14 protein-coding genes and 1 pseudogene are annotated in these 22704 nt (G+C 58.0%); 2 read left to right on the forward strand and 13 right to left on the reverse strand.

Annotated elements, in window-relative coordinates; translation table 11 throughout:
- From ACFODV_RS01065 to ACFODV_RS01095, 7 genes and pseudogenes are all read right to left on the reverse strand, one after another.
- Window positions 1–1075: pseudogene (locus tag ACFODV_RS01065) on the reverse strand (DNA-directed RNA polymerase subunit beta'); the annotation flags it as partial.
- 56 nt (window positions 1076–1131) lie between these two features.
- Window positions 1132–2178, reverse strand: a complete 1047-nt coding sequence (locus ACFODV_RS01070; protein WP_379753328.1) for a 3'-5' exonuclease — start codon at window positions 2176–2178, stop codon at window positions 1132–1134.
- A gap of 52 nt (window positions 2179–2230) precedes the next feature.
- A complete protein-coding gene (locus ACFODV_RS01075) occupies window positions 2231–2743 on the reverse strand; it encodes a hypothetical protein (RefSeq protein WP_379753330.1) in 513 nt (170 codons plus the stop codon).
- 214 nt (window positions 2744–2957) lie between these two features.
- A complete protein-coding gene (locus ACFODV_RS01080; RefSeq protein ID WP_379753333.1) occupies window positions 2958–3311 on the reverse strand; it encodes a hypothetical protein in 354 nt (117 codons plus the stop codon).
- 11 nt (window positions 3312–3322) lie between these two features.
- On the reverse strand, window positions 3323–8425 hold the full coding sequence (locus ACFODV_RS01085; protein ID WP_379753336.1) for an Eco57I restriction-modification methylase domain-containing protein: 5103 nt from the start codon (window positions 8423–8425) through the stop codon (window positions 3323–3325).
- A 32-nt stretch (window positions 8426–8457) separates the two neighbouring features.
- Window positions 8458–11403: a DEAD/DEAH box helicase gene (locus tag ACFODV_RS01090; RefSeq protein WP_379753339.1), complete on the reverse strand. Its 2946-nt coding sequence runs from the start codon at window positions 11401–11403 to the stop codon at window positions 8458–8460.
- Between the two features lie 175 nt (window positions 11404–11578).
- Window positions 11579–12088: a hypothetical protein gene (locus tag ACFODV_RS01095; RefSeq protein ID WP_379753342.1), complete on the reverse strand. Its 510-nt coding sequence runs from the start codon at window positions 12086–12088 to the stop codon at window positions 11579–11581.
- Between the two features lie 27 nt (window positions 12089–12115).
- On the opposite strand from ACFODV_RS01095, the gene ACFODV_RS01100 reads away from it, so the two are divergent.
- Window positions 12116–12304 carry a hypothetical protein gene (locus ACFODV_RS01100; RefSeq protein WP_379753345.1) on the forward strand — a complete coding sequence of 63 codons (189 nt, stop codon included), beginning with the start codon at window positions 12116–12118 and terminating at the stop codon, window positions 12302–12304.
- Between the two features lie 151 nt (window positions 12305–12455).
- On the opposite strand, the gene ACFODV_RS01105 is transcribed toward ACFODV_RS01100, so the two are convergent.
- The 6 genes from ACFODV_RS01105 to rpoE all read right to left on the reverse strand — a co-directional run bounded on the left by ACFODV_RS01105 (window position 12456) and on the right by rpoE (window position 20856).
- Window positions 12456–13130 (reverse strand): hypothetical protein, encoded by a 675-nt coding sequence (locus ACFODV_RS01105; protein ID WP_379753348.1) that lies wholly within the window; start codon window positions 13128–13130, stop codon window positions 12456–12458.
- Between the two features lie 1114 nt (window positions 13131–14244).
- On the reverse strand, window positions 14245–15984 hold the full coding sequence (locus ACFODV_RS01110) for an ATP-dependent nuclease (protein ID WP_379753351.1): 1740 nt from the start codon (window positions 15982–15984) through the stop codon (window positions 14245–14247).
- Window positions 15985–16820: 836 nt separating this feature from the next.
- Window positions 16821–18239 carry a DegQ family serine endoprotease gene (locus ACFODV_RS01115; protein ID WP_379753354.1) on the reverse strand — a complete coding sequence of 473 codons (1419 nt, stop codon included), beginning with the start codon at window positions 18237–18239 and terminating at the stop codon, window positions 16821–16823.
- Window positions 18240–18354: 115 nt separating this feature from the next.
- Window positions 18355–19254 carry a MucB/RseB C-terminal domain-containing protein gene (locus ACFODV_RS01120; protein WP_379753357.1) on the reverse strand — a complete coding sequence of 300 codons (900 nt, stop codon included), beginning with the start codon at window positions 19252–19254 and terminating at the stop codon, window positions 18355–18357.
- An 85-nt stretch (window positions 19255–19339) separates the two neighbouring features.
- Window positions 19340–20056: a sigma-E factor negative regulatory protein gene (locus ACFODV_RS01125; RefSeq protein ID WP_379753360.1), complete on the reverse strand. Its 717-nt coding sequence runs from the start codon at window positions 20054–20056 to the stop codon at window positions 19340–19342.
- Between the two features lie 194 nt (window positions 20057–20250).
- Window positions 20251–20856, reverse strand: a complete 606-nt coding sequence (rpoE, locus tag ACFODV_RS01130) for an RNA polymerase sigma factor RpoE (protein ID WP_379753363.1) — start codon at window positions 20854–20856, stop codon at window positions 20251–20253.
- Window positions 20857–21203: 347 nt separating this feature from the next.
- Between rpoE and ACFODV_RS01135 the strand changes: the two genes are divergently transcribed.
- The gene (locus ACFODV_RS01135; protein ID WP_379753366.1) at window positions 21204–22283 is read left to right on the forward strand and encodes a 3-deoxy-7-phosphoheptulonate synthase; all 1080 of its coding nucleotides are present in this window, start codon (window positions 21204–21206) and stop codon (window positions 22281–22283) included.
- The last annotated feature ends 421 nt before the right edge of the window (window positions 22284–22704 follow it).

Consider the following 22704-nt stretch of genomic DNA (forward strand, 5'->3'; position numbering starts at 1 on the left):
TCGGACCCACGGTGATCACCGAACGGCCCGAGTAGTCGACGCGCTTGCCCAGCAGGTTCTGGCGAAAACGACCCTGTTTGCCCTTGATCATATCGGCCAGGGACTTCAGCGGGCGCTTGTTGGAGCCGGTGATCGCGCGACCACGAAGACCGTTATCCAGCAAGGCGTCCACTGCCTCTTGCAGCATGCGTTTCTCATTGCGCACGGTTATATCCGGCGCATTTAGCTCAATCAATCTTTTAGTGCGAAGATTTCTATTTATAACTCTGCGATATAGATCATTGACATCAGAAGTCGCAAAGCGGCCGCCGTCAAGTGGTACCAGCGGGCGCAGGTCCGGCGGCAGCACCGGCAGCACCTCCATGACCATCCACGCGGGATCGTTGCCGGAGTTGTAGAAGGCCTCCAGCAGTTTGAGCCGCTTGGAGAGCTTCTTGATCTTGGTCTCGGAGTTGGTCTGGGGAATCTCCTCGCGCAGGCGATCGATCTCCTCGGCCAGGTCGATGTCCTTCAGCAGCGCCTGGACCCCTTCGGCACCCATGCGGGCATCAAAGTCGTCACCAAACTCCTCGAGGGCCTCGAAATACTGCTCGTCGTTGAGCAGCTGGCCGCGCTCGAGGGTCGTCATGCCCGGGTCGATCACCACGAAGCTCTCGAAATAGAGCACCCGCTCGATATCGCGCAGGGTCATGTCCAGAAACATACCCATACGTGAAGGAAACAACTTCAAAAACCAGATGTGGGAAACTGGCGCTGCCAGATCGATATGGCCCATGCGCTCGCGCCGCACGGCTGCCTTGGTAACCTCCACGCCGCATTTCTCGCAGATGATGCCGCGATGCTTCATCCGCTTGTACTTGCCGCACAGGCATTCGAAGTCCTTCACCGGGCCAAAGATCTTGGCGCAGAACAGGCCGTCGCGCTCCGGCTTGAAGGTCCGGTAGTTGATGGTCTCCGGCTTCTTCACTTCGCCGAAGGACCAAGAGCGCATCATATCTGGAGATACTAAGTGAATCCTCAGTGAGCCGAACTCTACCGGACATGAATTACCTAACAAAATACTTCGTAATTTCAAATCAGCCTCCCTGAGGACTTTCGACTCACATTGCAAACAATTATTGACATAAATTTTTACTTAAAAACACCTCTTCTTTTAAGCTCATGGTAGCATTTTTTACATGCATCAACATCAGCCATCGCATCATGCGCATTCATCATCGGAATTGAAAAAAGATGCATGTGCAGCTCTTCCAACTTTGGCCACTTATACCCTCTCCCTCTTCCTTTAAAAGGCAACTTGCAGTACGATGTAGATGAACGCATAGTGCAAAATGATTCTACACCTAACAAAGGATGCCCCTTACCTATCCTCTTAAACTCCTCTCTAACAAAATTATCATCAAAATCAAAATTATGAGCTACAGCAAGCTTTGATTTCTTAGTTGCCTCTTCAAACTTAGAAAGCACACGAACAATATCAACGCCCTTGCTCCGTGCTATTTCTGTAGTAATCCCATGAATCTTTGCCGCATGAATTGGTATTCTGAAGCCATCAGGATATATGATATGACTCTGACTTTCTAAAGGTTTACCATCAAAATCTGTAAGAGACCAAGCAATTTGAACTATCCGATCCGACTTCGCACTCAGCCCGGTTGTCTCAACATCAAAAAACAAAATTGAGCCAGCACTTAATTTTTCTTTTTGTTTTCCCGAAGATAAATTAAGTTTCGGAAATGCCGCAGAGACCGGAGCAGATTTAGGTGCCGAAGACGGCGCAGAAACCGGAGGAGCCTTTGCTGCGGGAGACGGCGCAGAGGCTGGAGCAGGCTTAACTGCCGGTGAAGGCGCAGAGGCCGGGGCAGACTTAGTTGCCGGAGACGACACAGAGGCCGGAGCCGGCTTAGCTGCCGGAGTAGGCGCAGAGGCCGGAGCAGGCTTAGTTGCTGGGGACGGCGTAGAGGCTGGAGCAGGTTTAGGTGCCGGTGCTTGCTTGGATGCTGACTTAGGCTTCCCCGAGTCCTGAGTTAACGAAGAATCAGAATCTTTCATATATTGCCTGACTTCAGACTTACCTCTTGAAGACTTCTTCGAACTAAAAACCTCTCCCCAATAAAAATAAAGAAGAATAAAAAATAATGACCACACACCAAATGCAAAAAAAGCTGAAGTATCCATTGATATGCTCCCCTATGGCATGGCACCGCCCGAAGGCGGTGCCGGCGCAAGATCAGATCTTGCCGAGGTACTGCATCTTGTCGAGCATGTGCGCGGGTACGTCCTCGACAAGTACCAATGTGATTTCGGAGTTACCATCATCTGCGGTAGCAACGCTCTCACCCAGAGATGCATTGATGGAATCCGGTGACAGGTTGTACATGGCGCCGGTCAGCGGGTCGACAATCAGCCAGCCAATGAGGCCGCCGAAGAGCAGGTTGCCGCCGATGTACCAGCCGTTGGGGCTGGAGCTGATCATCATGGTACGGCTTTCGTAACCATCCTTGGAAAGCTCGACGGTGTAGGTCTTTCCGCCGAAGTAGCTGCCGTCCGACTTGCGCAGTTGCACGGTGGTGGGTGTGGTGCTGGAGTGCACTTCCATGCTGCGCTCATCTGTGATCATCACATTCGCGTTGCTGGGGCTGCTGTTGATCGTCACCGTCTGCTCCTTGTCACCGACGATAGAAGCACAGCCTGTCATCAGTGATACTGTAGCGATAGCAGCGGTCAACTTGAGCATTTTCATTTTCATTTCCCTTCATTTCCTTGCGTTGATTGGCGACATCATGTCACCGTCCGTTTTGTGGCTCTTGCGGCCATGTATTTGGCTCCATGCCAAATTCTTTTTCACTTTCAAAAACTTTCGCGCCATCTGTCAGGCTGGCTAACCGCCTGGACGGGAGGCATATTCGTTGCTCGAGGCGAGTCATTTCTGACAACTGAACCGGTCACCCACCCTTTTACATGTAGCTCAGTAGTTGTATGAACACACCCATACTCGCCAATACACTAAGCCAACCGAGTACAGTAGCGATCTTGGCCAAGATCGCCCATACCTTCCAGCCTTGATACCTGCTCGCGGCTCGCCAGATCCCCAACAATACCACCATCTGGTACAGGGTGACCGCCACAATGGCAACCGCCAGAACACCCAGTGAGGTGACGACCTTCAAGGCCATATTGATGGCCAGACTGATCACTAGGCCATACAGCCAATAGGTCTTTGCCAGCCCAAAATCACCGCTGGCGAGCCTGGAGAAGAAACCTTTGTTGCCCGATTCCCCTGAACGAAATTCCGCATCACTATCGCTCATAGCTATGTTCCTTATGATCTAGACTCTTGGATCGTTTCTTCCCTGACGCTATCACTTTCACCGACGAACACCTCCCACGCCACCCGATAATCCTCCTCCCGATCCGGGCGGAAGAACGGGGCCTTGTACTCCACGGTGGTTTCCCAGGGGCCGTCGGGGAGGGTGTCGTCTTCGAAAGTCTTGCGCACGACGCCTTCCTGCATGTCCTTGATGTCTTCCCAGCCAAGGGCGATGCCGTAATTTCGTGAAGAGTCGGTGCGCTCTGGGGAATCGATGGAGTAGTGGGTACCTTCGTTAAGTTCGGCGGGCTTGGCCTTGCGGGGTAGGCCGACGCCGACAAGGCCCTTGCTGGGGGTGAAGACGATGCGGCCGTTCTGGTCGTACCAGGTGTCGGCTTCATACTGGCGCATCACCGGGAACTGCACGCGGTAGATGGTGAGCAGCTCTTCCAGGGTGAGGCCCAGGGCCTGGGCGACGAGGACGTCGATCTCCACCAGGGCCTGGCGGCGGGCGTAGTCGCTACGCAGGGCGTTGTGGCGCTGCCATTCGGGAGTGAGGTTGGTGAAGAAGTCCCGGGGCAAGGCGGTTTCGGGGACATGATCGGCAGCAGCCCATTGCTGCTGGCGGAAGGCCTCTTGCCAGTTGGATTGCCAGAGGTCGGTGTAGTGGTTTGTAAGGCAATAAAGGACCAGCCCTCTATAGCGAATTTTGTTATCAGAAACCAGGGGCATTAGCCGTAGAGCTGATTCATACAAATCCCCTTTACCTGTCGTTTTTATCCAAAAATCATACACAAGGGATGCACATGCTGAAGTAAAGTCCAGCATTAATTTCTGATCTTTGAAAGTGGTGGAGATCACGGGATGAATATGAGCCGCTCCTTTTGGGGCGACCATAGCCAACAGAGTGCGCTCTCCTGATTGACTTAGTTGCCTACGGCAAAACAGCCGGTAATACTCCGTCACCAACTTTTCCAGATGCTCACCCTCCTCCACCCAGGTCACACGCGGGGTGCGGGCGCGGTAGGTGGCGGGGTCGCAGGCGGGCACATAATTGGTGCGCGGCAAGTAGTCATCCGGCAGGGTCTGCAGGTCGAGGGTGTCGTAGTGGCCCTTCTCGGTGCAGATAGAACGGGGGGTCTTGTAAAGCGGGCTACCGACGTAAAAATGGGGGCCGGAGAGTATCCACTGCTCGGGGCCTTCAGGGAAGTGGGTTTCCCGCCTGATGGTGCCATCCTTCTGGGCGTTGGTTTCATGCCACATTTCCAGTGACAGGGACTGCCCTTTCAGGTCCCCCAACCGCCGGGGCTGGGCGGCAAGTTTTTCCAGCACCCCAATGAGCGGGCGAGCGTGCAATGCCGGGAGACGGGCTTCCAAGGCATCGGTGCCGGCTTCGTTGTAAAGCTGGGCGAATAGGGCCAGTTCATGCTGGCCGATTTCGATAATACGGTCACGGTGGCCGCGGGTATTCCACTCTGACTTTACGCTTCCTCTCTCATCGACATATTCATGCTTGATGCCCGGTACAGCACCTGTCCCATCATGATCGAAGCTGATATCGATCGTTTTGGGGTGAAAGACGTTTGAAAGGCTCAAGAAATATGGCTCGGAATTTTCCTTACCATAGACGTTGATGCCGTACCGGCGCGTCCCTCCAATGGGAAACAGTTGTATCTCGTTTTCAAACTGTGCGTGGAAACGAAGTCGTGGGTAAACCCCACGCCGAAAGACTCCACCCTTGGGATCGTCGTAAACCCCTTCCGGATGAAGGAAACCACTCACCCCCTGTCCGTTTATATTGGCCCAGGCCCGGGGCAGAAAGCACTTGTAGAGATTGGTCTGCACCCCCTTGAGCTGCGGGTAGTTCTGGGTGGCGTTGAGAAAGGCCTGCGAGCCTTCTGCTTCGGCCAATTCGCTAAACCATGCGTTTTCCAGCTCGGGGCTGCGTTCGAAGGCTTCCTCACGCTGATTGGTGAGCTGCTTGGCGCTGAGCTTGTGGAGCACAAAGCGGGGGTTGTGGTCACCCAGTACGCCGCCCTCCTGCCACTCCACCTTGCGCCAGGGCGGGTTGCCCAGGGTGATATCGAAGCCGCCGCGGTGGGCGAAGATATCGGCGAAGGCCAGCTCCCAGTGGAAGAAGCGGAACTCTTGGCCGAGCTGGTGGGCGATGGCCAGGGTGTTGAAGAACGGGTTCTTGAACAGCTTTTCCAGGTTGAGTTCGCCGCGCTGGTTGCTGACGTCCCGGGCGGCCTGGGTTTCAGCGCGCAAGGTTTGCTGAGGCTCATCGGCGGCGAAGAGGTCTTCCACGGGCTTGGCGAAGAGTTCCTCGCCAGCGCCGTCTTCCGCCGGGTCGCCACCGCCCAGCAGGCTCTCCTGCTCGGGGGCGAAATCGAAGGTGCCGGCGCTGTTGAGGATGGTGTTGAGGTCAAACAGCCACTTCTGACGGTCCGGCAGCTGGTCGACGTTATCCAGCGGCCAGAACCAGAGGGCGCACCAGTAGTCCATGGCCAGCTTCAGGCGGCGATAGGGTGAGGCGATGCGGGCGTTGGTGTTGAAGATGCCGCCGGTGCGTATGTCGTCCTTTTCGCGGGTGCTGGTGTGGTATTCGTCCCCGCCCTGCTGGCCCCAGAGTCCGTAGCTGTCGGTGGTGCGCTTGCGGTCCTGGGCGAGCATCTGGGTGTGTTCGCGCCACAGGCGGTCGACGGCGTCGCTGAGCAGCTGCAGGGTCTTGATTTCGCTGTCGTCCAGCGGGGCGCAGAAGGCTTTTTTCCAGTCCTTGATCTTCCTGAAGGCGTCTGGCCGCAGCTGCTTGGCGACCTTGTCGCTGTAGCCGACCATGCCGGGGTCGGGGAGCAGGAAGTGGTAGATCTCGTTGGGACGACGACCCGCGCTAGCGCCCTCCCCTCGCCCGGACTGGGCGCCTGCGGGGTGGCTCAGCAGTGTCTCCGCTGGCAAGCGGCGCGGGGCCTGGTTGAACCAGTAGCCCTCCTTGGCTTGTTTCTTGAGCGCCCGCACCGGATAGACCTCGCGGCGGGCGCCGATCAGGCTGTTGCCGGTGAACAGCTGGTAGCCGAACCAGGGCACGTTGTGGCCGCCGCTCAAGGCGTTGAGCCACAGCGAGACCTCGGCCAGCTCCACGGCGATGGGGTTGAGGTCGACGCCATAGACGTTGTGGTCGGCCATGTGCATCTTTACCCGCTGGAGTTCGCGTTGGTAATCCTCATGGGGGATGCGCTCGGCCTGCTCCTGCTGCTTGCGGGTCAGGTAGGCTTCGGCGAGCTGGTTGACGGCCTCGTTCAAGAACGCCGCGCTGCCCATGGCGGGCTCGCACACCGTCAGCGTCAGGATCTCATCTGCGCTGACCTCGTCGTTCAGGCGCTCCTTGAGGGTGTACTTCACCAGGCTCTTGGTGAGCACCTCCGGGGTGTAGTAGCTGGCGGATTTCTCCCGGTCACGCCCCGCCATGCGGTAGATGAACTTGCCTTTGGGGTGCAGGCGCAGGCTGAGCTTGCCGTCGATCTTGTCGTAGACGCGCTCTTTCTCGTCGAACTCGTCCAGCTGGCGTTGGGTAACAAAGTAGCCGGTATCGAGTTCGTCCGGGTTGATGTTCTGGCCCTTGGGGGCGACCTCATAGAGGTCTTCGGTGGCGAAGAAGCCGCGGTAGCTGAGCAGGGCTTCATACACGGCGCCGAGCTGGTTGATGCCGAGCTGGGTGTAGCTGACGCGACCCCGGCGCTTCTTTCCTCCGCGCCCAGAGGTGCTGGGGCGGGTGAGCGACATGCTCTGGATCACCTGCTGCAGGGTGTCATTGCTGAAGGTGACGCGGTTGAGCAGCGGGGTCTTGGCCGGGTCGAACAGGTGGCTGTCCAGACCCTGCAGGGTGAAGGCGTTGGCGGTGCTTGCGTGCAGCTGGTCGCCCTGGCGGCTGGCCTGGTTGCCGTGATAGATCAGGCCGAACATACGCTGCAGGCTGTGGTGAAAGTAGTGGCCGCGGCGGCTCTCTTCGGTGGTCAGGCGCACGCTTTCCAGATCGCGCAGGCTATCCAGGCTGTAGCCCTGGCGCCAGGTTTCGTCATTGCTGGGCAGGTAGCCGAGTTCCGGCCGGGCCTCGATGTAGAACAGGAACAGAATGCGGTACATGGTGCGCAGGCATTCCTTGGAGAGCTGGTCGGCATCCAGGGCGTTGTGGCCGCTGTAGATGCCTTCCTTGCGCTCGCGGGCCTGCTCGATGAGCTGTTCAGCGGCCTCGTTGCCCAGCAGCTCGATCGCCTGGCGCAGGGCGTATTTCAGGTCGTCGGAGACGGCGAAGGCATGCTTGTGGCTGTTTTCATCCAGGCTGTCCAGCCGACACTGCCCCTCGCTGGGGGCCAGGCTTTCCCGGTGCAGCAGCACGGCGGTGGCCTTGAGGGTCTTGTCGTCGCGGCGGCCGAGGATCTCTTCCCAGTCGAAGCGCAGCATGCGGTTCTGGGACCACTTGTAGCGGTCAATCAGGATGCCCTGGCGGTCGCTCAACAAGAGGACCCAGCGCGGCGGATTCTCGTTGCAAGGCGTCGACTGCCGGAACACGGCGTCGTTGAGGATGCTGTACCAGCTGGTGTTCTTCAGCTTGTCGTGGTGCGGGCCGGGGCCGAAGAACTGGTTGCTGTGCAGCTCCAGGGAGAGCGGATCTTCCCCTTCGTTGTTGGCATCCAGGGCGCCTAACACCCAGAGCTGGTCGCCCAGCGCGGTGAGCACGGGCAGCTCGGTGTTGGGGGCGACCTCGCGGTTTTCTGGCTGATAGGGGATGCCCAGCACCGCGGTGAGGTCCTTGAAGAACTCCCGCTGCAGGCGGATGCGCTCGGCGGCGCTGCGCTCGCTCTTGAGCCTGTGGCGCAGGGCGAAGTAGCTCTGGTTGAGGTTGCGCAGGGCGCGGTGGGGGGTGATGTAGTCACTCCCCTTTTCTTTTGCCTGTTCTGCTTTCGCCTGCTCCGCTTTCGTTTGCTCTTCAAGGGCATCCCATTCCTTGATGGTGTCGGCGAAATCGCCCTGGAAGACTTCCGCCAGGTAGTGGGCGCTGAAGAATTCGTTGTCGTTGGTTAGCCCGATGAAGGTGGCGGCGGTGTCCTGAACGGCCATCTGGTTCTGCTCCTTTGCCCTGACCGGGCCTGTCAGTCGTCTTCCCGGGTGAACACGGCGATGATCTGGATGAACGGGACCGGCTCGATGGTGAGGGTGTCCTGCACCCAGGCGCGGTAGTCATCGAAGACCTTTTCGATACGGACCAGCCGCTCTTCCCGGCGGCTGGCCTTGAAGTGTTCGGCCTGGGAGGAGCGATCGAGCTGCAGTTCCAGCTGGTTGACCTGCCGCTGCTGGAGGGCCTTGAGCTCGGCCAGCTGCCTGTCCAGCTCCGGCCGGGTGGCGGCGGTAAAGTCGGCCTGGTGCTGCGCCATCTGCCGCTGGGCTGAATCGATCACCGGTTGGCGCAGGGCTTCGAGGGCGCTGATCGCCAGCGGCTGGGCGCGGTTGGGCAGCTTGCTGCCCAGCTGCAGCTGCTTGAGCCAAGCCTCGGCGTTCTGAACGTCGGTCACCCGGTTGTCCTGGCAGCGGATGGCGAACCATTGCCAGACCACCGGGTGCGCCTTTCGGTTGGGGATCAGCCCACTGACCAGAAACACGGCTTCGCCCGGTTGCAGGGCGGCGTTGACCTGGGGCATGTCCGGCAGCGCCAGCACTGGGGCGCTGTGGCGAGCCACCTGGGCCAGCAGCTTGTCTTCCAGCCACTGGATGGCGGGGTGCTGGGGCCAGAGGTAGTGAAGCTTGGGCCAGGCGTTTTCGTCCTGGCGGCTGCGGCGGATTTCGTCTTCGAAGCGGGCCTTGTCGGCGGTGAGCACCAGGCTGCCGTTTTCCGGGCTGATTTCCGACGGCAGGAAGCGGAAGCGATACTCCAGATCATCCGGCGGCGTCAGGGTGAGGGTTTGCCGCTCGTTGTTGGCGGTAAAGCTCACCTGCTTGCGTTCGCGGTTGATGGCTTCCAGTGCCTGGCGGGCGAAGTCGTAGTCGCTCTCGAACAGGCTATAGCGCTCCACCGTGGGCGGCTCGCCCTCCTCTTCCTTGCTCAGCCCCTGGCTTGACGAGACGGCCGTCTCGGGGTTGAGGGCTGGCGGTTTCAAAAACAAGGCCAGCAGGTCGTCGCCCTCGTTGCTGTCGTCGGGCTGGTATTTCGCATCGAACGCTTCGGCGTTGGTGCCGGTGGCCATGGCGTCGGCGGTCAGGGCGGCCTCGGCTTCGGCATCGTGCACCTTCATGAAGGTGGCGGAGTCGCCGATGTTCTTGTAGGCCTGTTCGTCTTTCTCTTTCAGGATTTCCAGGATGCGCTGGTCGCCCTTCACCGTGGGATTGTCGCTGCGGTTGATCAGGTAGGTGATGATCGGCTCTTCGGTCTGGCCGTAACGGTCGACCCGGCCGTTGCGCTGCTGGAACACCATCAGCGACCAGGGAAGATCGAAGTGCACCAGCCGGTGCGACAGGTAATGCAGGTTGATGCCTTCGCTGGCCACATCGGAGCACAGCAGCACACGCAGCTTGCTTTCCGGTTTGCCGAAAGCTTCGACGATCTCCTGCTGCTCGATGTCGCTCATGCCGCCGTGCAGGATCTGTCCGGCGTCTTCCTTCAGCTTCAGGTCGCCCATCAGCTGGCCTTCTAGCCAGTTGAGGGTTTCGATGCGCTCACTGAAGATGACCAGGCGGTCTTCGGTATTGGTCTTCTTCCAGCCGAAGTCGCTGCTTTTCAGTAGCGTCAGCAGCTCCTGGTATTTACGGAAGTGGGCGGCATCTACATTGCGCAGGGCCAGCAGCAGGGAGTGCAGCGCCTGGATCTCATGGTGTTCGTCGTCGCTGGTCTCGGCCTTGTGGCTCAGCTTCTTGATGCGCTGCTCTACCGATACCCGGGCCGCCGCCGGGGAGCTGAAGAGAGACTTCTGCAGGCCGATGCGCACCAGCTGGCCGTTGCGCTCCGGCGAGTGCTCGCCGCGGTAGGTAAAGGGCACATCCAGCAGGGCCTGGTAGGCGGCCTCTTCTTCCAGCGAAGCGTTCAGGTAGAGGTCTTTCACCACCCGCTCCTTGAACTCCTGCTGTACCTGGTCGCGGATGTCCTTCTTGAAGCGGCGGATCACCAGGCCCTTGTCGCGGAAGTCTTCCCTGGCGTAATCCTCAGGGTCGGAGATCGCGGTGGGGTCGAGCATGTTCATCAGGCTGGCGAAGCTGCGGGCCTTGCCGTCATGGGGCGTGGCGGAGAGCATGATCAGCGTATCCGAGCGGCCCGCCAGCAGCTGTGCCAGCTTGGCCCGCTGGGAGCTTGAGCCCCGCTCGGCCACGTTGTGGGCTTCATCGATCACGATGATGTCCCAGTAGGCCTGCTCCAGGTGGCGGCGGTACTCGTTGTCCTGCTTGAGGGTGTCGATGGAGATGATCGACTTGTCGTAGTAGTAGAAGGGGTTGTGGTTGCCCGGGATGTTGTTGCGCACCCGCTGCAGGCCGGCGGAATCCAGCCGGGTGAGCGGGATGGTGAAGCGGTTCCACATCTCCTTCTGGAACTGGGTCATCATGCTCTTGAGGGTGAGCACCAGAATGCGCTTGCCCCTGCCCCGGCGCATCAGCTCGGTCATCAGGATGCCGGCTTCCAGGGTCTTGCCCAGGCCCACGGCATCGGCAATCAGGATGCGCTGACGGTTCTGCTTGAGCGCCTGCAGTGCCGGGTCCAGCTGGTAGAGCACCGGGTCCATGGCCGCCTTGTGGCCCAGGTGGATCTTTTCATCCGCCGGGGTGATCTGACGCAGCTGGGTCTCGATGAACAGGCGGCTCTTCTCGAAGCCGGGGGTCAGGTCCTGCTCGAAGCGGGTTTCGGCGGGGTCTAATACGCGAATGGCGTCGGCCTCTTCCTCAAGCCGAGTGAGGAAACGGGCGCTCTTGCCGCTTACCAGCTCCGAGAGGCCGTCCACGGTGAGGATGTAGCCGCCATCGTCACTCGGATCCGCCCGACGGACGATCCATTCGCAATCGCGCACCACCACACGTGCCCCGGGGGCGTAACGGGCTTGCGTTCCCTGCGCCTGCATACCAGCCTCCTGAACCGACTCAAAAACTAGGAAGCGAAAGAGGTTGTGCCGGAGACGTTGGCTGGCAGGTCCGACATCCTATGTCGCTAAGTCCATTTGTTGCCTTGTGGAGTCACTCTGTGGACTTAGGTTATCACCGACGCGAACAGGCTCACAGTGATAAGGTCCCTATCCATTAGACTACCCAACCAGCGCACCAGGGGTCCCCCACCACCTCGCCGCGCGTCGAGAGCTCGAGCTTCTGGTCCTCCGCGTAACGAAACAGGTAGCGCTGGACGCGTCCCCAGATCTTCAACTCGCCCCCGGTATCGGCCATGTGCTGATGCACCCGCTGTTGGGCACGCTGCAGTTGCTGCTCCCAGGGCAACCGAAAAGTATCCGGGGGCAGCCGGAGTCGGCGTTTCGATTCAATCATGGCCAAGATGAAGATCGCTGTTCCCGGGCGATCCGCACGTTTGAAGCCGGTGTCGACGAATAGCCAGGGCTTGTAGGCCTGCCGCTCTTCCTCCAGGTGCGCCCCGTTGGCATCCAGTGCCGGGAGATAGTCGTCTGGCTCCATTGCCAGAGCCTGACAGAGCGCCTCGCTGAAGGCCCGGCTGGCAAAATGGAAGTCGTATTCCGGTGTGGCCAGCCCCAGCTGCGGAACCGGAACCTGCCACTCCGGCGACGAGATTCGCGCTCGCATAAGGCTCGCCGCGGCGTCATCAATCTGATGGACCCACAGCTGACTACTGCCAAGGCTGCCGGCACCACGGCTACAGGCCGCGCCAAGCGCAAGCTGAAGATCTACAAGAACCCGAACACTGGCGAGGTCGTCGAGACCCGCGGCGGGAACCAGAAGACTCTGAAGGCGTGGAAGAATGAGTACGTTGCCGAGACCACGTTGATGGTTGGCTGGTGAGGACACAAGAATAATTATTGCTAGCCCTGCCTGCCAAGTACTTGGCAGACAGGGCTGGTTTCGGCCAGGAGCGGACGTACAGACGAACTTTACATAACGGCAGGCATGAGCGTCCGCAGTTACGTGGACAGCTCGATGGCAGGGTTAGGGCTTATTTTTCTTTATGAGCCCGTTTATTCGTCGCATACCGCTCAAACTCCACTCCAGGCAGCTTAAGTTTAGTAATGTCAGGTATTAGAATAAGAGCTGAGAATGCCCCTAATAGACCTATTTGCTGGGAGCTAAGGGAAAGCCAGTCCTTAACATCTGCTATGAAGAAGGCAAGCACGATGATAGCAAGTAACCAGCAAGCAACCCGAAATCGGTCTACTGTACGACGCCGACTTTCAGCAGCATCTTTTTTCTCCTTCTGTTGCGCAATCAGGTCGCTTGAGCGAGCTTGCAAGAGAAGCGAACTGAACGAAGGAAACTCTGAAAGCTCCGCATCCTCACCGTCAGCGCCCGAAGATACAGAAACTATTCGTCTCTCGGCCCCATTGCCGTATACGACGTAACCAGGCAAGCCAGGCTTGCCCATGGCATACCTCGCCTGACGAACCTGATCTTCAGGCGAAGAATGTCCGCCGAGAACAAAACGACCTTTCACCTCGACAATAGCAAGAGGATCTCCACGTTCAGGGTCGACTACCACTAGGTCGGGCTCATATCGCCGCCCGCGACCTGCAGGCACACTCAGGTTGCGAATAAGTGATTGCTCGGGATAGCCACGCTCTGCGGAAAGGTGCGCAAAGAGCTCGGCTTCTAACTTGCTGTCAAAATCTTGCATGTCGTTATGCCTTGAGGTGCTACAACTGGACTCATGTTTTACCATAGGCTGCCAACACGTGCAGCTTTGGAATAGAGGCGAAGCCGCAACGGGAAGCTGTAGCTATACTTGGCCTTGTTAGCCCATTCTCTCTCCAGGGGGATCTTCAGTTCTAACGAGAATAACGGCCCTTATGGGAGCCGGTTCTCCTTCATAAAGGGAGCCGGCATCCTCGTCAGCGGTCCGTTCCAGCTCAAGGCCCTGCAATAGCTCATCTGGGAGCTGAGAATCGAAATATTCGCGCCGGAGAGAAATGAGAACTCCCGCCAGCCATGTACGTAGCTCAGACGACCTAGTGGATTTTATTATGAGCTGGGCAATAGGCGTACCAACGTAACCTAACTGCAGTGCATCCTCAAACATCTGCAGACAGCAAGTTCCCGTTACCTCGGTATGACCAGCAACTTGGCGAAGCTGGTTCAACGGGCTCACCCACTGAAGCGTTCCCGCTCTCCCGGCGCTATTATTCAATGCACTGAGTCCGTCAGCAACAAAATACGCAAAATCGAAGCCGGGCCCAACCGGGTAGAAAACCCCAAATGTCCCAACTGAGGGAAGGATGGCGCTTGAAAGGAGGTCTGATGGTGGCTGGAAAGAACTCGTAGCTGGACTTATAAGCGGCCGATTACAGAGGAGATCCCATTGTTCTAGGTTGGCACGAAAGCTATACGGCTTTCCCGACTGAACGCTTTTATGACAGCATAACGGCTTTGAGGCAACCTTCACTTGGTTGAACGTCATACGCGCAGCACTCGGATTGCCTGCCGGGTAATGGATTATTAGGACATCGCATAGCTCACAGCGGGGGTTCGGGCGTCCAGCCCCGCGAGCCTGCTGAAAAGTCACCTGATAACGGTTTCCATGATATTCCTTTGCCAACGCCTCCGTTCCAAACACACTAAACGCGCGAATAAAGGCTCTGAAAAGCGCCACTTCCCCTCGAGCACCGAAGGACTGGTTGCTGAAGGCTTTCTGTAACTTTAATCCTGTGACCAAATTTCCTTCCTTCTGGCTAACGCCTTACTCACCGGTAAATTGCGAGCACAGCACGTTATTTTCTGCTTAAAGCAACTTTTTACACCTGCCTCACAGCTAGAACAAGGTCGAGCAACCTTTTGGGCAACTGCTCATCTTCTAGATATTCGGCAAGGGCATTACCCAACATGGGCTTACTCATTTTTTTTCCACCTTGATTGAGGCTTCTAATTTCCTTCGAAAATTTTCCACCATTTTCTTGGCAGTTGGCGCGGAGACTGGAAATCGCCTCGACATTCCAACCCGGTGGAACTTCCCTTCCTGTCCCCGCTAAGTATTGACTCCAACCCGAGTGAAGCGCATCATCGCTGAAGGCATCTTCAAATTCTTTTTCACCGACCACATACTTTCTCTGGTCAGGAACATCTAGCCGATCAATCAACTCTGAAAGCTCTGGAGATGCGTCATTGTCGTAAAGCAGATGAATATTATGTGGATTATGTAGTTCAAGAATTGCTCTAGCAAACCCCGGTATATTCGTAATACCCTTGCAATTCATTACTTTTACAAGAGAAGATGAAAGAGTAGCGTTGAACCTCTTGAGAAAATATGATGGTAAAAATCGTTCTTCTGTCTCTCCCTCTACAATAACTATATGTCGAGAAAAGAATAAATATGTATTCTCAACTCCTAGCGACCGAAGCACTCGATCAGAAACGTCAACTTCCTGTCGCAAATATCTAACTTTGCTTCGATTATCATTATTTTCTAATAACCTAAGCTGCTTTGGATTAACGGCATTTATTATGAAAGGAGAATGTGTCGTGAGTATTACTTGGCTTCCATTTTGGGAAAAACCTTTAACAGTATCTAAAAACTCAATTTGGGCTTTAACGTGAAGGTGGGTATCTGGCTCATCAAGCAAATATATCGTTGAGGTGTCATGCTCTAGAAGAGATTGCTCTTTTTTATATTCCAAGAGAGCCATCGTTATCCTTCTCTTTGTGCCATCGCCTTTCTTGTCTATAGAGACCTCCTTGCCGTTTTCCAAAAACTTTACTTTTGCATCAATATTTAGATCTCTTTTTTGATAAACTGGCTCAATCTTGACTTCAGTTAAATCCGTCAAAAACATCTGCATCCTTCCAAGAATACCAGTATCGGCAATGCTGCGCTCGATACTTTGAGAATAATTATTTATCGTTTCTTTGACAAATTCCTCGATTGTCTTATCTTCACTTATTTTTTCATCCCATATTTCAGTTTGCTTACCTTTGAGAAAAACCTCTTTGAAAAATCCCGACACATTCTCAAAATGCCTGCCGTCAAGTTGTATATTGTTAAACGAAGGGAAAGAAGCGCCCTCAATCTCTACATCTTCTCCGTTAAGCCTATCTAAAACAGACGCCTTTAAATTCTCAACATTCGAATTCGACCTAACTGCAATACCAAGAGTTCGCGATATGCTTTTAATAATATCTCGATTTTCTTCAAGAGAAGTATCTAGCTCTTCAGATTTAAGCCAACCTGTTACCCTTGAAACATAATCCGGCGTGGGTACGGCGACAAGGTTATTCTGCTCAATTAGATCGTCATTTCTCTGGTAATATTTTCTAAATGCAAAATCTTCTGTCTCAACGCATATTTCAATTGAATTAAGATCATGGTTGAAATCATCTAACTCGACCGACCTTCCTTGAGTTATTACTTTCAAGCATTCGATAAGTGAAGATTTTCCTGCATCATTCTCTCCTACTATGATGGTGAGATCATCTTCAAAATCGACATGGAAATCCAACAAGCATCTAAAACCATTGACCGACAACTTCCTTATTTTCACGATATATTTTCCTTATTTTCCTTTGGTATCGACAGGTTTCATATGGCCTTTTCGTTTGATTTCTTGAGCGACTACGCGCGTTAAAGATTACTATGCCGCGCGATTGCAGACCTCCTGAAATACTTAAATGTCGACACATTAGGCTAATGTATAGCTCAGCCAGATAAAACCAATCACCGCGCATTCTGCATAACACAGACCGACTTGCCAGCCGGATCTGCCCATATGTCAGCTTTGGGTCGACAGCAGTCTTTTAATATTTACTAATCCACATTAGTTCATGGATTAGCATGCTGTCCAGTCACGATGCAGCGCCGTCTTATCTACGGAGCTCTCTGAGTGCCTCATCAAGCGCCTCCATTGCTGGTCCATGTTTCATGGGTTCCATTCTCTTGATATTGGTAAGCTTCCACATCCCAGCCGGCATCTGGTCGATTCCCCCTATAGGGAAAAGCGACCAGTCGGGCGTGCCCTGCTTGAACGAAAGTAGAAAGCGAGCATCGTCATCGGTGAACAGCTGGGCCAGCCGTTCCAGCAGCCTGTAGCGCCTTCAGCGGCTTCATCCTCGGGTTGATGGCCTCGCTCATTGGCATTGGGTGGCTAAGCAGTTTGACCAGAAAGCCCTCTAAGACACTGCGTCCAGGCCGCTTTAATTCAGCAAGCGCAAAGCACAGCTCGTCGTTCAGAAAAGGCAGCAGAGCAACCAGCAGGCGCACCTGTTCGTGGTAACGGGCATCAATGCTTTGGGTATCGAGTCGATCGATCGAAAAAAAGCCGGGCCCCTGAACGGGGCCCGGCTTTTTTGCTGGTGGCAGCGGCCAATCTAAGTGAAGCCGTTATTCGGGGTTTAGCCGCAGGGCGACGAACATCGAGCGGCCGTCGCGGTAGAGGCGCACCGGCACGGCGCGGTCGACAGGCAGATCACCGACCATCTCGATCAGCTGGTCGGGATCGTTAACGGCCTGATGATCGATGCTGACCAGGATGTCGCCGGGGCGAATGCCGGCCGCGGCGGCGACGCCGTTCGGGTCGACCTCGCGCACCCGCACGCCGCCGTCGATGCCAAGCGATTCGCGTTCGGCGGGCTCCAGTTCACCCACCGAGATGCCAAGGCGTGCCTGACGGTTCTCCTGAGGGCGGCTGGCGGTGGCGGGCTCGACTTCAGGCCAGTCACCCAGGGTGATGCTGAGCTCGCGGCGCTCGCCATCACGCATCAGCTTGAGTTCTACCTCGCTGCCCGGGGCGATGCCGCCGATCAGGCGCGGCAAGGTACTGGAGTCGTGCACGCGGCTTCCATCCACTTCGAGGATGACATCGCCCGCCTGCAGCCCGTCGCGCGCCGCCGGCCCGCTGGGGTCGAGATCGGCGATCAGCGCACCGCTGGGACCGTCCATGCCGAAGGATTCGGCCAAATCCCGGGAGACTGGCTGGATCATCACGCCCAGCCAGCCGCGACGCACCTGGCCGTCGTCACGCAGCTGGTCGGCCACATCCATGGCCACATTGATGGGGATGGCAAACGAGAGGCCCATGAAGCCGCCGCTGCGAGTAAAGATCTGGGAGTTGATGCCGATTACGCGACCATCCAGGTTGAACAGCGGCCCGCCGGAATTGCCCGGATTGATGGCCACGTCGGTCTGGATGAAGGGCACGTAGGCGTCACGCGGCAGGGTGCGGTCGATGGCGCTGATGATGCCGGCCGTGACCGAGTGGTCGAAGCCGAAGGGCGAGCCGATGGCGGCCACCCACTCGCCCACCTTGAGGGAATCGGAATCCCCCAGCTTGAGCGGGGAAAGGTCCTCGGCATCGACCTTGAGCAGCGCCACGTCGGTACGCGCATCGCTGCCCACCAGTTCGGCCTGGAGCTCTCGGCGATCGCTGAGACGCACCAGAATCTCATCGGCACCATCGACCACGTGGGCGTTGGTCAGGAGATAGCCATCCTCACTGATGATAAACCCGGAGCCCAGCGATTGGCGCTCCCGAGGCCGTCCTGGCGCCTGCCCGCCGGGAGGTGCCGGGAAGCGGTCACCGAAGAAGTGACGAAAAATCTCGGGGAGCTCCTGGCCGCCAAAGTTTTGGACGGAGCTGTCGCGACTCATCGTTCGGGTGGTGGAGATATTGACAACGCCCGGGGCGGCTTCTTCCACCAGCACGGTGAAATCAGGCAGTTCCTGGGCCGTAACCGACTGCCAGGCCAGCAGGGTCACTGCCAGCAGCATCCACTGGGAGAGAGGACGGATCATGCGTTTCATGCAAGGCTCCTGCGATGGGTCGGAACAACGGATATCGAGTTAGGGATGGCGATGATTCTCGGTATAGCGGTAAAGGGGCAGATCAGGGCGATACATGACGGTTACAAGGCCGGCATCACGGCGTCTCCCAGAGCAGACTATCAGCGACCCGGAGCAACACCCGGGGCGGCAGTTCCCCCATCACGACCAACTGGCGCGGCTGACCGCCCAGATTGCGGTGGCGCACCGCGGCGTTGGAAACACCCAGACGATGAAGCCCCGGCGCCAGCAGCTCCACATCGTCGATGGGTGCCACGAACAGACTGAGGGTAGCGAGTCCGTCGCTGTAAAGGCGGTGACTCACCCCTTCACCATGGCGGGCACTGCGGGTATCCGCCGGCTGCGGGGTAAAGCCCTCAGGCAACCAACCAAGCTGCCAGCGATCCGTCGGCACTTCGCGCTGGCGGTCGAGGCGTATCTCTCCCTGATGCAGACGGGGCTGCTCCAGGGTGGTGAGCTGGAAGGTTTCCAGAGGCCGGCCTGTCTCGTCCAGCAGCGACTGTTTGAGCGTCAGGCCAGTGGTCCGATCCAGCCAAAGACGATGGCCGAAGCGAAAGCTGTCCAGAGGGACAATGTCCAGGCGCTGGGCGCGACGATTGGCGATGCGCTCCTCACCGCCGAGCTGCAGACGGTAGTGAGCGCCGGCACGTTCGGCAATGCCGGCAGGCGAAGGCGGAGCCTCTCCGCCTCCCCCTGCCACGCCCAGGCGGCCGATACGACCGCGACGTTCAAATACGATGGGGGGTCCGTCGAGATAGCTGGCAACGCCCCGCTCGATGCCGTCACGAATATCGTGAGTCAGCCTAAGGGTACGCACGCCGTCGTAGCTGATGCGTACGGCATGGGCGTTGTATTGATAACAGTGACCGGCCCACAGGCTGCGCTCGAACCACTGCTGGGCAGTGGTGGGCGCGGCATCCTGGGACAAGGTTTGGCAGTCAAAGCGTTCCTCACCTGGCTCGGTTGAGTCTGCCATGAGACCGCTGCTGATTAGCAGGCCACCCAGGCAGCTCGCGGCGAGAAGGCGCAGACGTGACGCCGTCATCATGACCTCTCTACGCTCAGCGCTGACCGAGATTGTCGGCGCCGGAGGCGCGCAGCAGCGGCAACCAGGTATCACCGCTGCGGAAGGCTGCGCCCTCGGCGTGGCGATCCAGATAGGATTGCAGCAGGCGTGCCTGCTCCTCGTCGGCAAGCAACGACTGACTCTGACCCGGGGCCATGAACATGGGGGCAGACTCGCCGCCGGCGCCCACGGTCATCAGACCCTGACCACCCTGGCGACTGCTCTGCGGGAGTTGGAACAGCGGCAGATCAACCAACGAAGGGCGGGAGAGAGTGTTATCACTAGCGGCCAGGCTGGCAGGAGCCGACTGGGGAGAATTGGCACCGGCGACTACGCCCGGCTCCGCACCGTTGGGGCTACCTCCCGGGGTGCCACCCGAGTAGAACTGCACCCCGGTAATCACCATCAGCGATACGGCAGCTGCAATGCCGGCGCTACGCGCGAAGGGCATAGAGCGACGTGCAGCCGGAGGCGCCGTCTCCATCTGCGGAAGCTCTTCATATTCCAGGCGGGCCATGATGCCGGCAGAAAGGTCGGTAGAGACATCGACGTCGGGTTCCCGGCGCATGAGGCTGCGCATGAGATGGTAGCGACGCCAAGCCTCTGCGGAGTCGGGAGAGGCGTCTAGCCTTTTGAGTAGCCGGCGAAGCTCGAGCTCGTCACCCTCGTTGTCCATCAGGGCAGAAAGCGATTCCCGTGCGTTCTGACTCATTCTCAACACCCCCTACTTTGGCAAGGCGCTCTGCCCTGCTCCCACATTTCAGCCTGGAATCGACATTCCCGGTTGTGCCCGGGAATGTCGACGCTATCTCCGCCACATGGCGGATCGAACACTGCTTATGACGTCAAAGGCTACGGACAGTTCAGCCAATCGACAAAAAGTGTGCAACCCGCCTCGCTGGGCGGCTACTCCTCTACCGTCTCGCGGTTGCGGGACGTGGTGACCAGCGGCTGGATGTGCTGGTCCACGGCCTCACGGGCGCGGAAGATCCGCGAGCGCACCGTGCCCACCGGGCAATGCATGATGTGGGCGATGTCCTCATAGGAGAGCCCTTCGAGCTCACGCAGGGTGATCGCCGTTCGCAGGTCGTCGGGCAAATTATCGATGGCCTCGAACACCGCGGCCTCGAGCTGGTCGCGGGCCATGGCGGACTCCGGCGTTTCGGAATCCGCCAGGCGTCCACTGTGGTCAACAATCTCGGCATCGGCGATATCCAGATCGCTGCCCGGGGGACGGCGCCCTCTCGAGACCAGATGATTCTTGGCCGTGTTGATGGCGATGCGGTACATCCAGGTATAGAACGCGCTTTCGGCGCGGAACTTGCCCAGCGCCCGATAGGCCTTGATGAACGCCTCCTGGGCCACGTCCTGAACCTCGGAGTGGTCGTGAACGTAGCGCCCGATAAGCCCGATGATCTTGTGCTGGTACTTCTTCACCAGCAGATCGAAGGCGCGGTTATCACCCTGTTGGGCGCGCTCGACGAGCTGCTGGTCTGTCTCCCTGGCACTCATTCACAGCCTCCCCGACGGAAGAGGACAGCGTGCCGAGTGCGATCGGGGAGCGGCGGTCATGTTGGAAATTGCGTACATGGCGTCAACCTGGAGCCCTTGAGGGCGGCGAAGTGTCCGGAGGCCGTAGCCAAAGTTGTACAAGTGTTCCCTTTTCCTGGCCATCGATCAACCCGACGTAGCGGATCGGAACATCGGTAAACAAGATAGCCTGAACAACCCGCGGTGAGACCACTCTGGCAAGCCGAGGTTCCGCGATTGATCTCATGTGGCCCCTCCGGTGTATAGTAGGAGGAAAATTATCACATGCCCTCTGGGCATCAGCGAAGACACGACATACAGGTACCCGCATGACAGATCAGCAGGTCAGCAACCTCAACGTTCTCTCCCAGGACGTTCTCATTACTCCCGAGGCCCTGAAGCAGGAGATCCCCCTCACCGAGGCCGCCGAGCGCACCGTCATCGAAGGGCGCGAGACCATTCAGCGCATTCTCGACGGTGACGATCCCCGCCTGCTGATGGTGGTGGGCCCTTGCTCCATCCACGACGTGGACGCCGCCCTCGACTATGCCCGCCGCCTGCGCCGCCTGGCCGATGAGGTGAAGGATAGTCTCTACATCGTGATGCGGGTCTACTTCGAGAAGCCGCGCACCACCGTGGGCTGGAAGGGCCTGATCAACGACCCGCACCTCAACGGCTCCTTCGAGATCGAAGAAGGCCTGCACATCGCTCGTCGCTTGCTGGTGGAGCTGGCCGAGATGGGCCTGCCGCTGGCCACCGAGGCCCTCGATCCGATCTCGCCCCAATACATGCAGGACTGCATCAGCTGGTCGGCCATTGGTGCCCGTACCACCGAGTCCCAGACGCACCGCGAGATGTCGTCTGGCCTCTCCTGCCCGGTCGGCTTCAAGAACGGCACCGACGGCAGTCTGGAAGTGGCGGTCAATGCGCTGCAGTCGGTAGCGCACCCCCACAATTTCCTGGGCATCGACTCTGCCGGCCGGGTAGCGATCATCCGCACCCGCGGCAACGCCTACGGCCATGTGGTGCTGCGCGGCGGCAACGGCAAGCCCAACTATGACAGCGTCAGCGTGGCCCTGGCCGAGCGGGAGCTGAAAAAGGCCGGGATCAAACCTAACATCATGATCGACTGTTCCCACGCCAACTCCAACAAGGACGCGGCCCTGCAGCCGCTGGTGTTGGAGAACGTCACCAACCAGATTCTCGAAGGCAACCGCTCAATCATCGGCCTCATGGTCGAGTCTCACATCGGGTGGGGCAGCCAAAAGGTGCCAGCGGATCTGAGCCAGCTGCAGTACGGCGTCTCCATCACCGACGCATGCATTGACTGGGATGCTACCGACCGCGCCTTCAAGTCGATGAACGAGAAGCTCGCCCCGGTGCTGGCCAAGCGCCTCGAGACGGCGTGACCTGACCCGGTAGCGTTTCCTGACGCAGCACAGTAAATGAAAGCTGGCCCGCCAATTGGCGGGCCAGCTTGATTGTGGAAAAGAGCCTGTTGTGGAAACGCACTTCTTGTGGGGGTGATCTTCAGATCGCGAATGGCGGCAGCTACCAGGGCCGGCGACCACGCCAAGGTCAGCGGCCTCCGCCTTCGCGCAGCAAGCTGCGCTCCCACAAGGACATTGCCAGCGCCGGTGGGGCCGCCCCCTGTGGGAGCGATCTTCAGATCGCGAATGGCGGCAGCTACCAGGGCTGGCGACCACAGCAAGACCAGCGGCCTCCGCCTTCGCGCAGCAAGCTGCGCTCCCACAAGGTTATTGCCAGCGCCGGTGGGGGCGCCCCTCCCTGTGGGAGCGATCTTCAGATCGCGAATGGCGGCAGCCACCA

The sequence above is a fragment of the Halomonas tibetensis genome (assembly GCF_042643535.1).
Classification (GTDB): Bacteria; Pseudomonadota; Gammaproteobacteria; order Pseudomonadales; family Halomonadaceae; genus Halomonas; species Halomonas tibetensis.

Excerpts from the sequence above, each read along its gene's own strand:
- ACFODV_RS01070 (WP_379753328.1), bottom strand. The coding sequence starts at position 2,178 with ATGGATACTTCAGCTTTTTTTGCATTTGGTGTGTGGTCATTATTTTTT.
- ACFODV_RS01075 (WP_379753330.1), bottom strand. The coding sequence starts at position 2,743 with ATGAAAATGCTCAAGTTGACCGCTGCTATCGCTACAGTATCACTGATG.
- ACFODV_RS01080 (WP_379753333.1), bottom strand. The coding sequence starts at position 3,311 with ATGAGCGATAGTGATGCGGAATTTCGTTCAGGGGAATCGGGCAACAAA.
- ACFODV_RS01085 (WP_379753336.1), bottom strand. The coding sequence starts at position 8,425 with ATGGCCGTTCAGGACACCGCCGCCACCTTCATCGGGCTAACCAACGAC.
- ACFODV_RS01090 (WP_379753339.1), bottom strand. The coding sequence starts at position 11,403 with ATGCAGGCGCAGGGAACGCAAGCCCGTTACGCCCCCGGGGCACGTGTG.
- ACFODV_RS01095 (WP_379753342.1), bottom strand. The coding sequence starts at position 12,088 with ATGCGAGCGCGAATCTCGTCGCCGGAGTGGCAGGTTCCGGTTCCGCAG.
- ACFODV_RS01100 (WP_379753345.1), top strand. The coding sequence starts at position 12,116 with ATGGACCCACAGCTGACTACTGCCAAGGCTGCCGGCACCACGGCTACA.
- ACFODV_RS01105 (WP_379753348.1), bottom strand. The coding sequence starts at position 13,130 with ATGCAAGATTTTGACAGCAAGTTAGAAGCCGAGCTCTTTGCGCACCTT.
- ACFODV_RS01115 (WP_379753354.1), bottom strand. The coding sequence starts at position 18,239 with ATGAAACGCATGATCCGTCCTCTCTCCCAGTGGATGCTGCTGGCAGTG.
- ACFODV_RS01120 (WP_379753357.1), bottom strand. The coding sequence starts at position 19,254 with ATGGCAGACTCAACCGAGCCAGGTGAGGAACGCTTTGACTGCCAAACC.
- ACFODV_RS01125 (WP_379753360.1), bottom strand. The coding sequence starts at position 20,056 with ATGAGTCAGAACGCACGGGAATCGCTTTCTGCCCTGATGGACAACGAG.
- rpoE (WP_379753363.1), bottom strand. The coding sequence starts at position 20,856 with ATGAGTGCCAGGGAGACAGACCAGCAGCTCGTCGAGCGCGCCCAACAG.
- ACFODV_RS01135 (WP_379753366.1), top strand. The coding sequence starts at position 21,204 with ATGACAGATCAGCAGGTCAGCAACCTCAACGTTCTCTCCCAGGACGTT.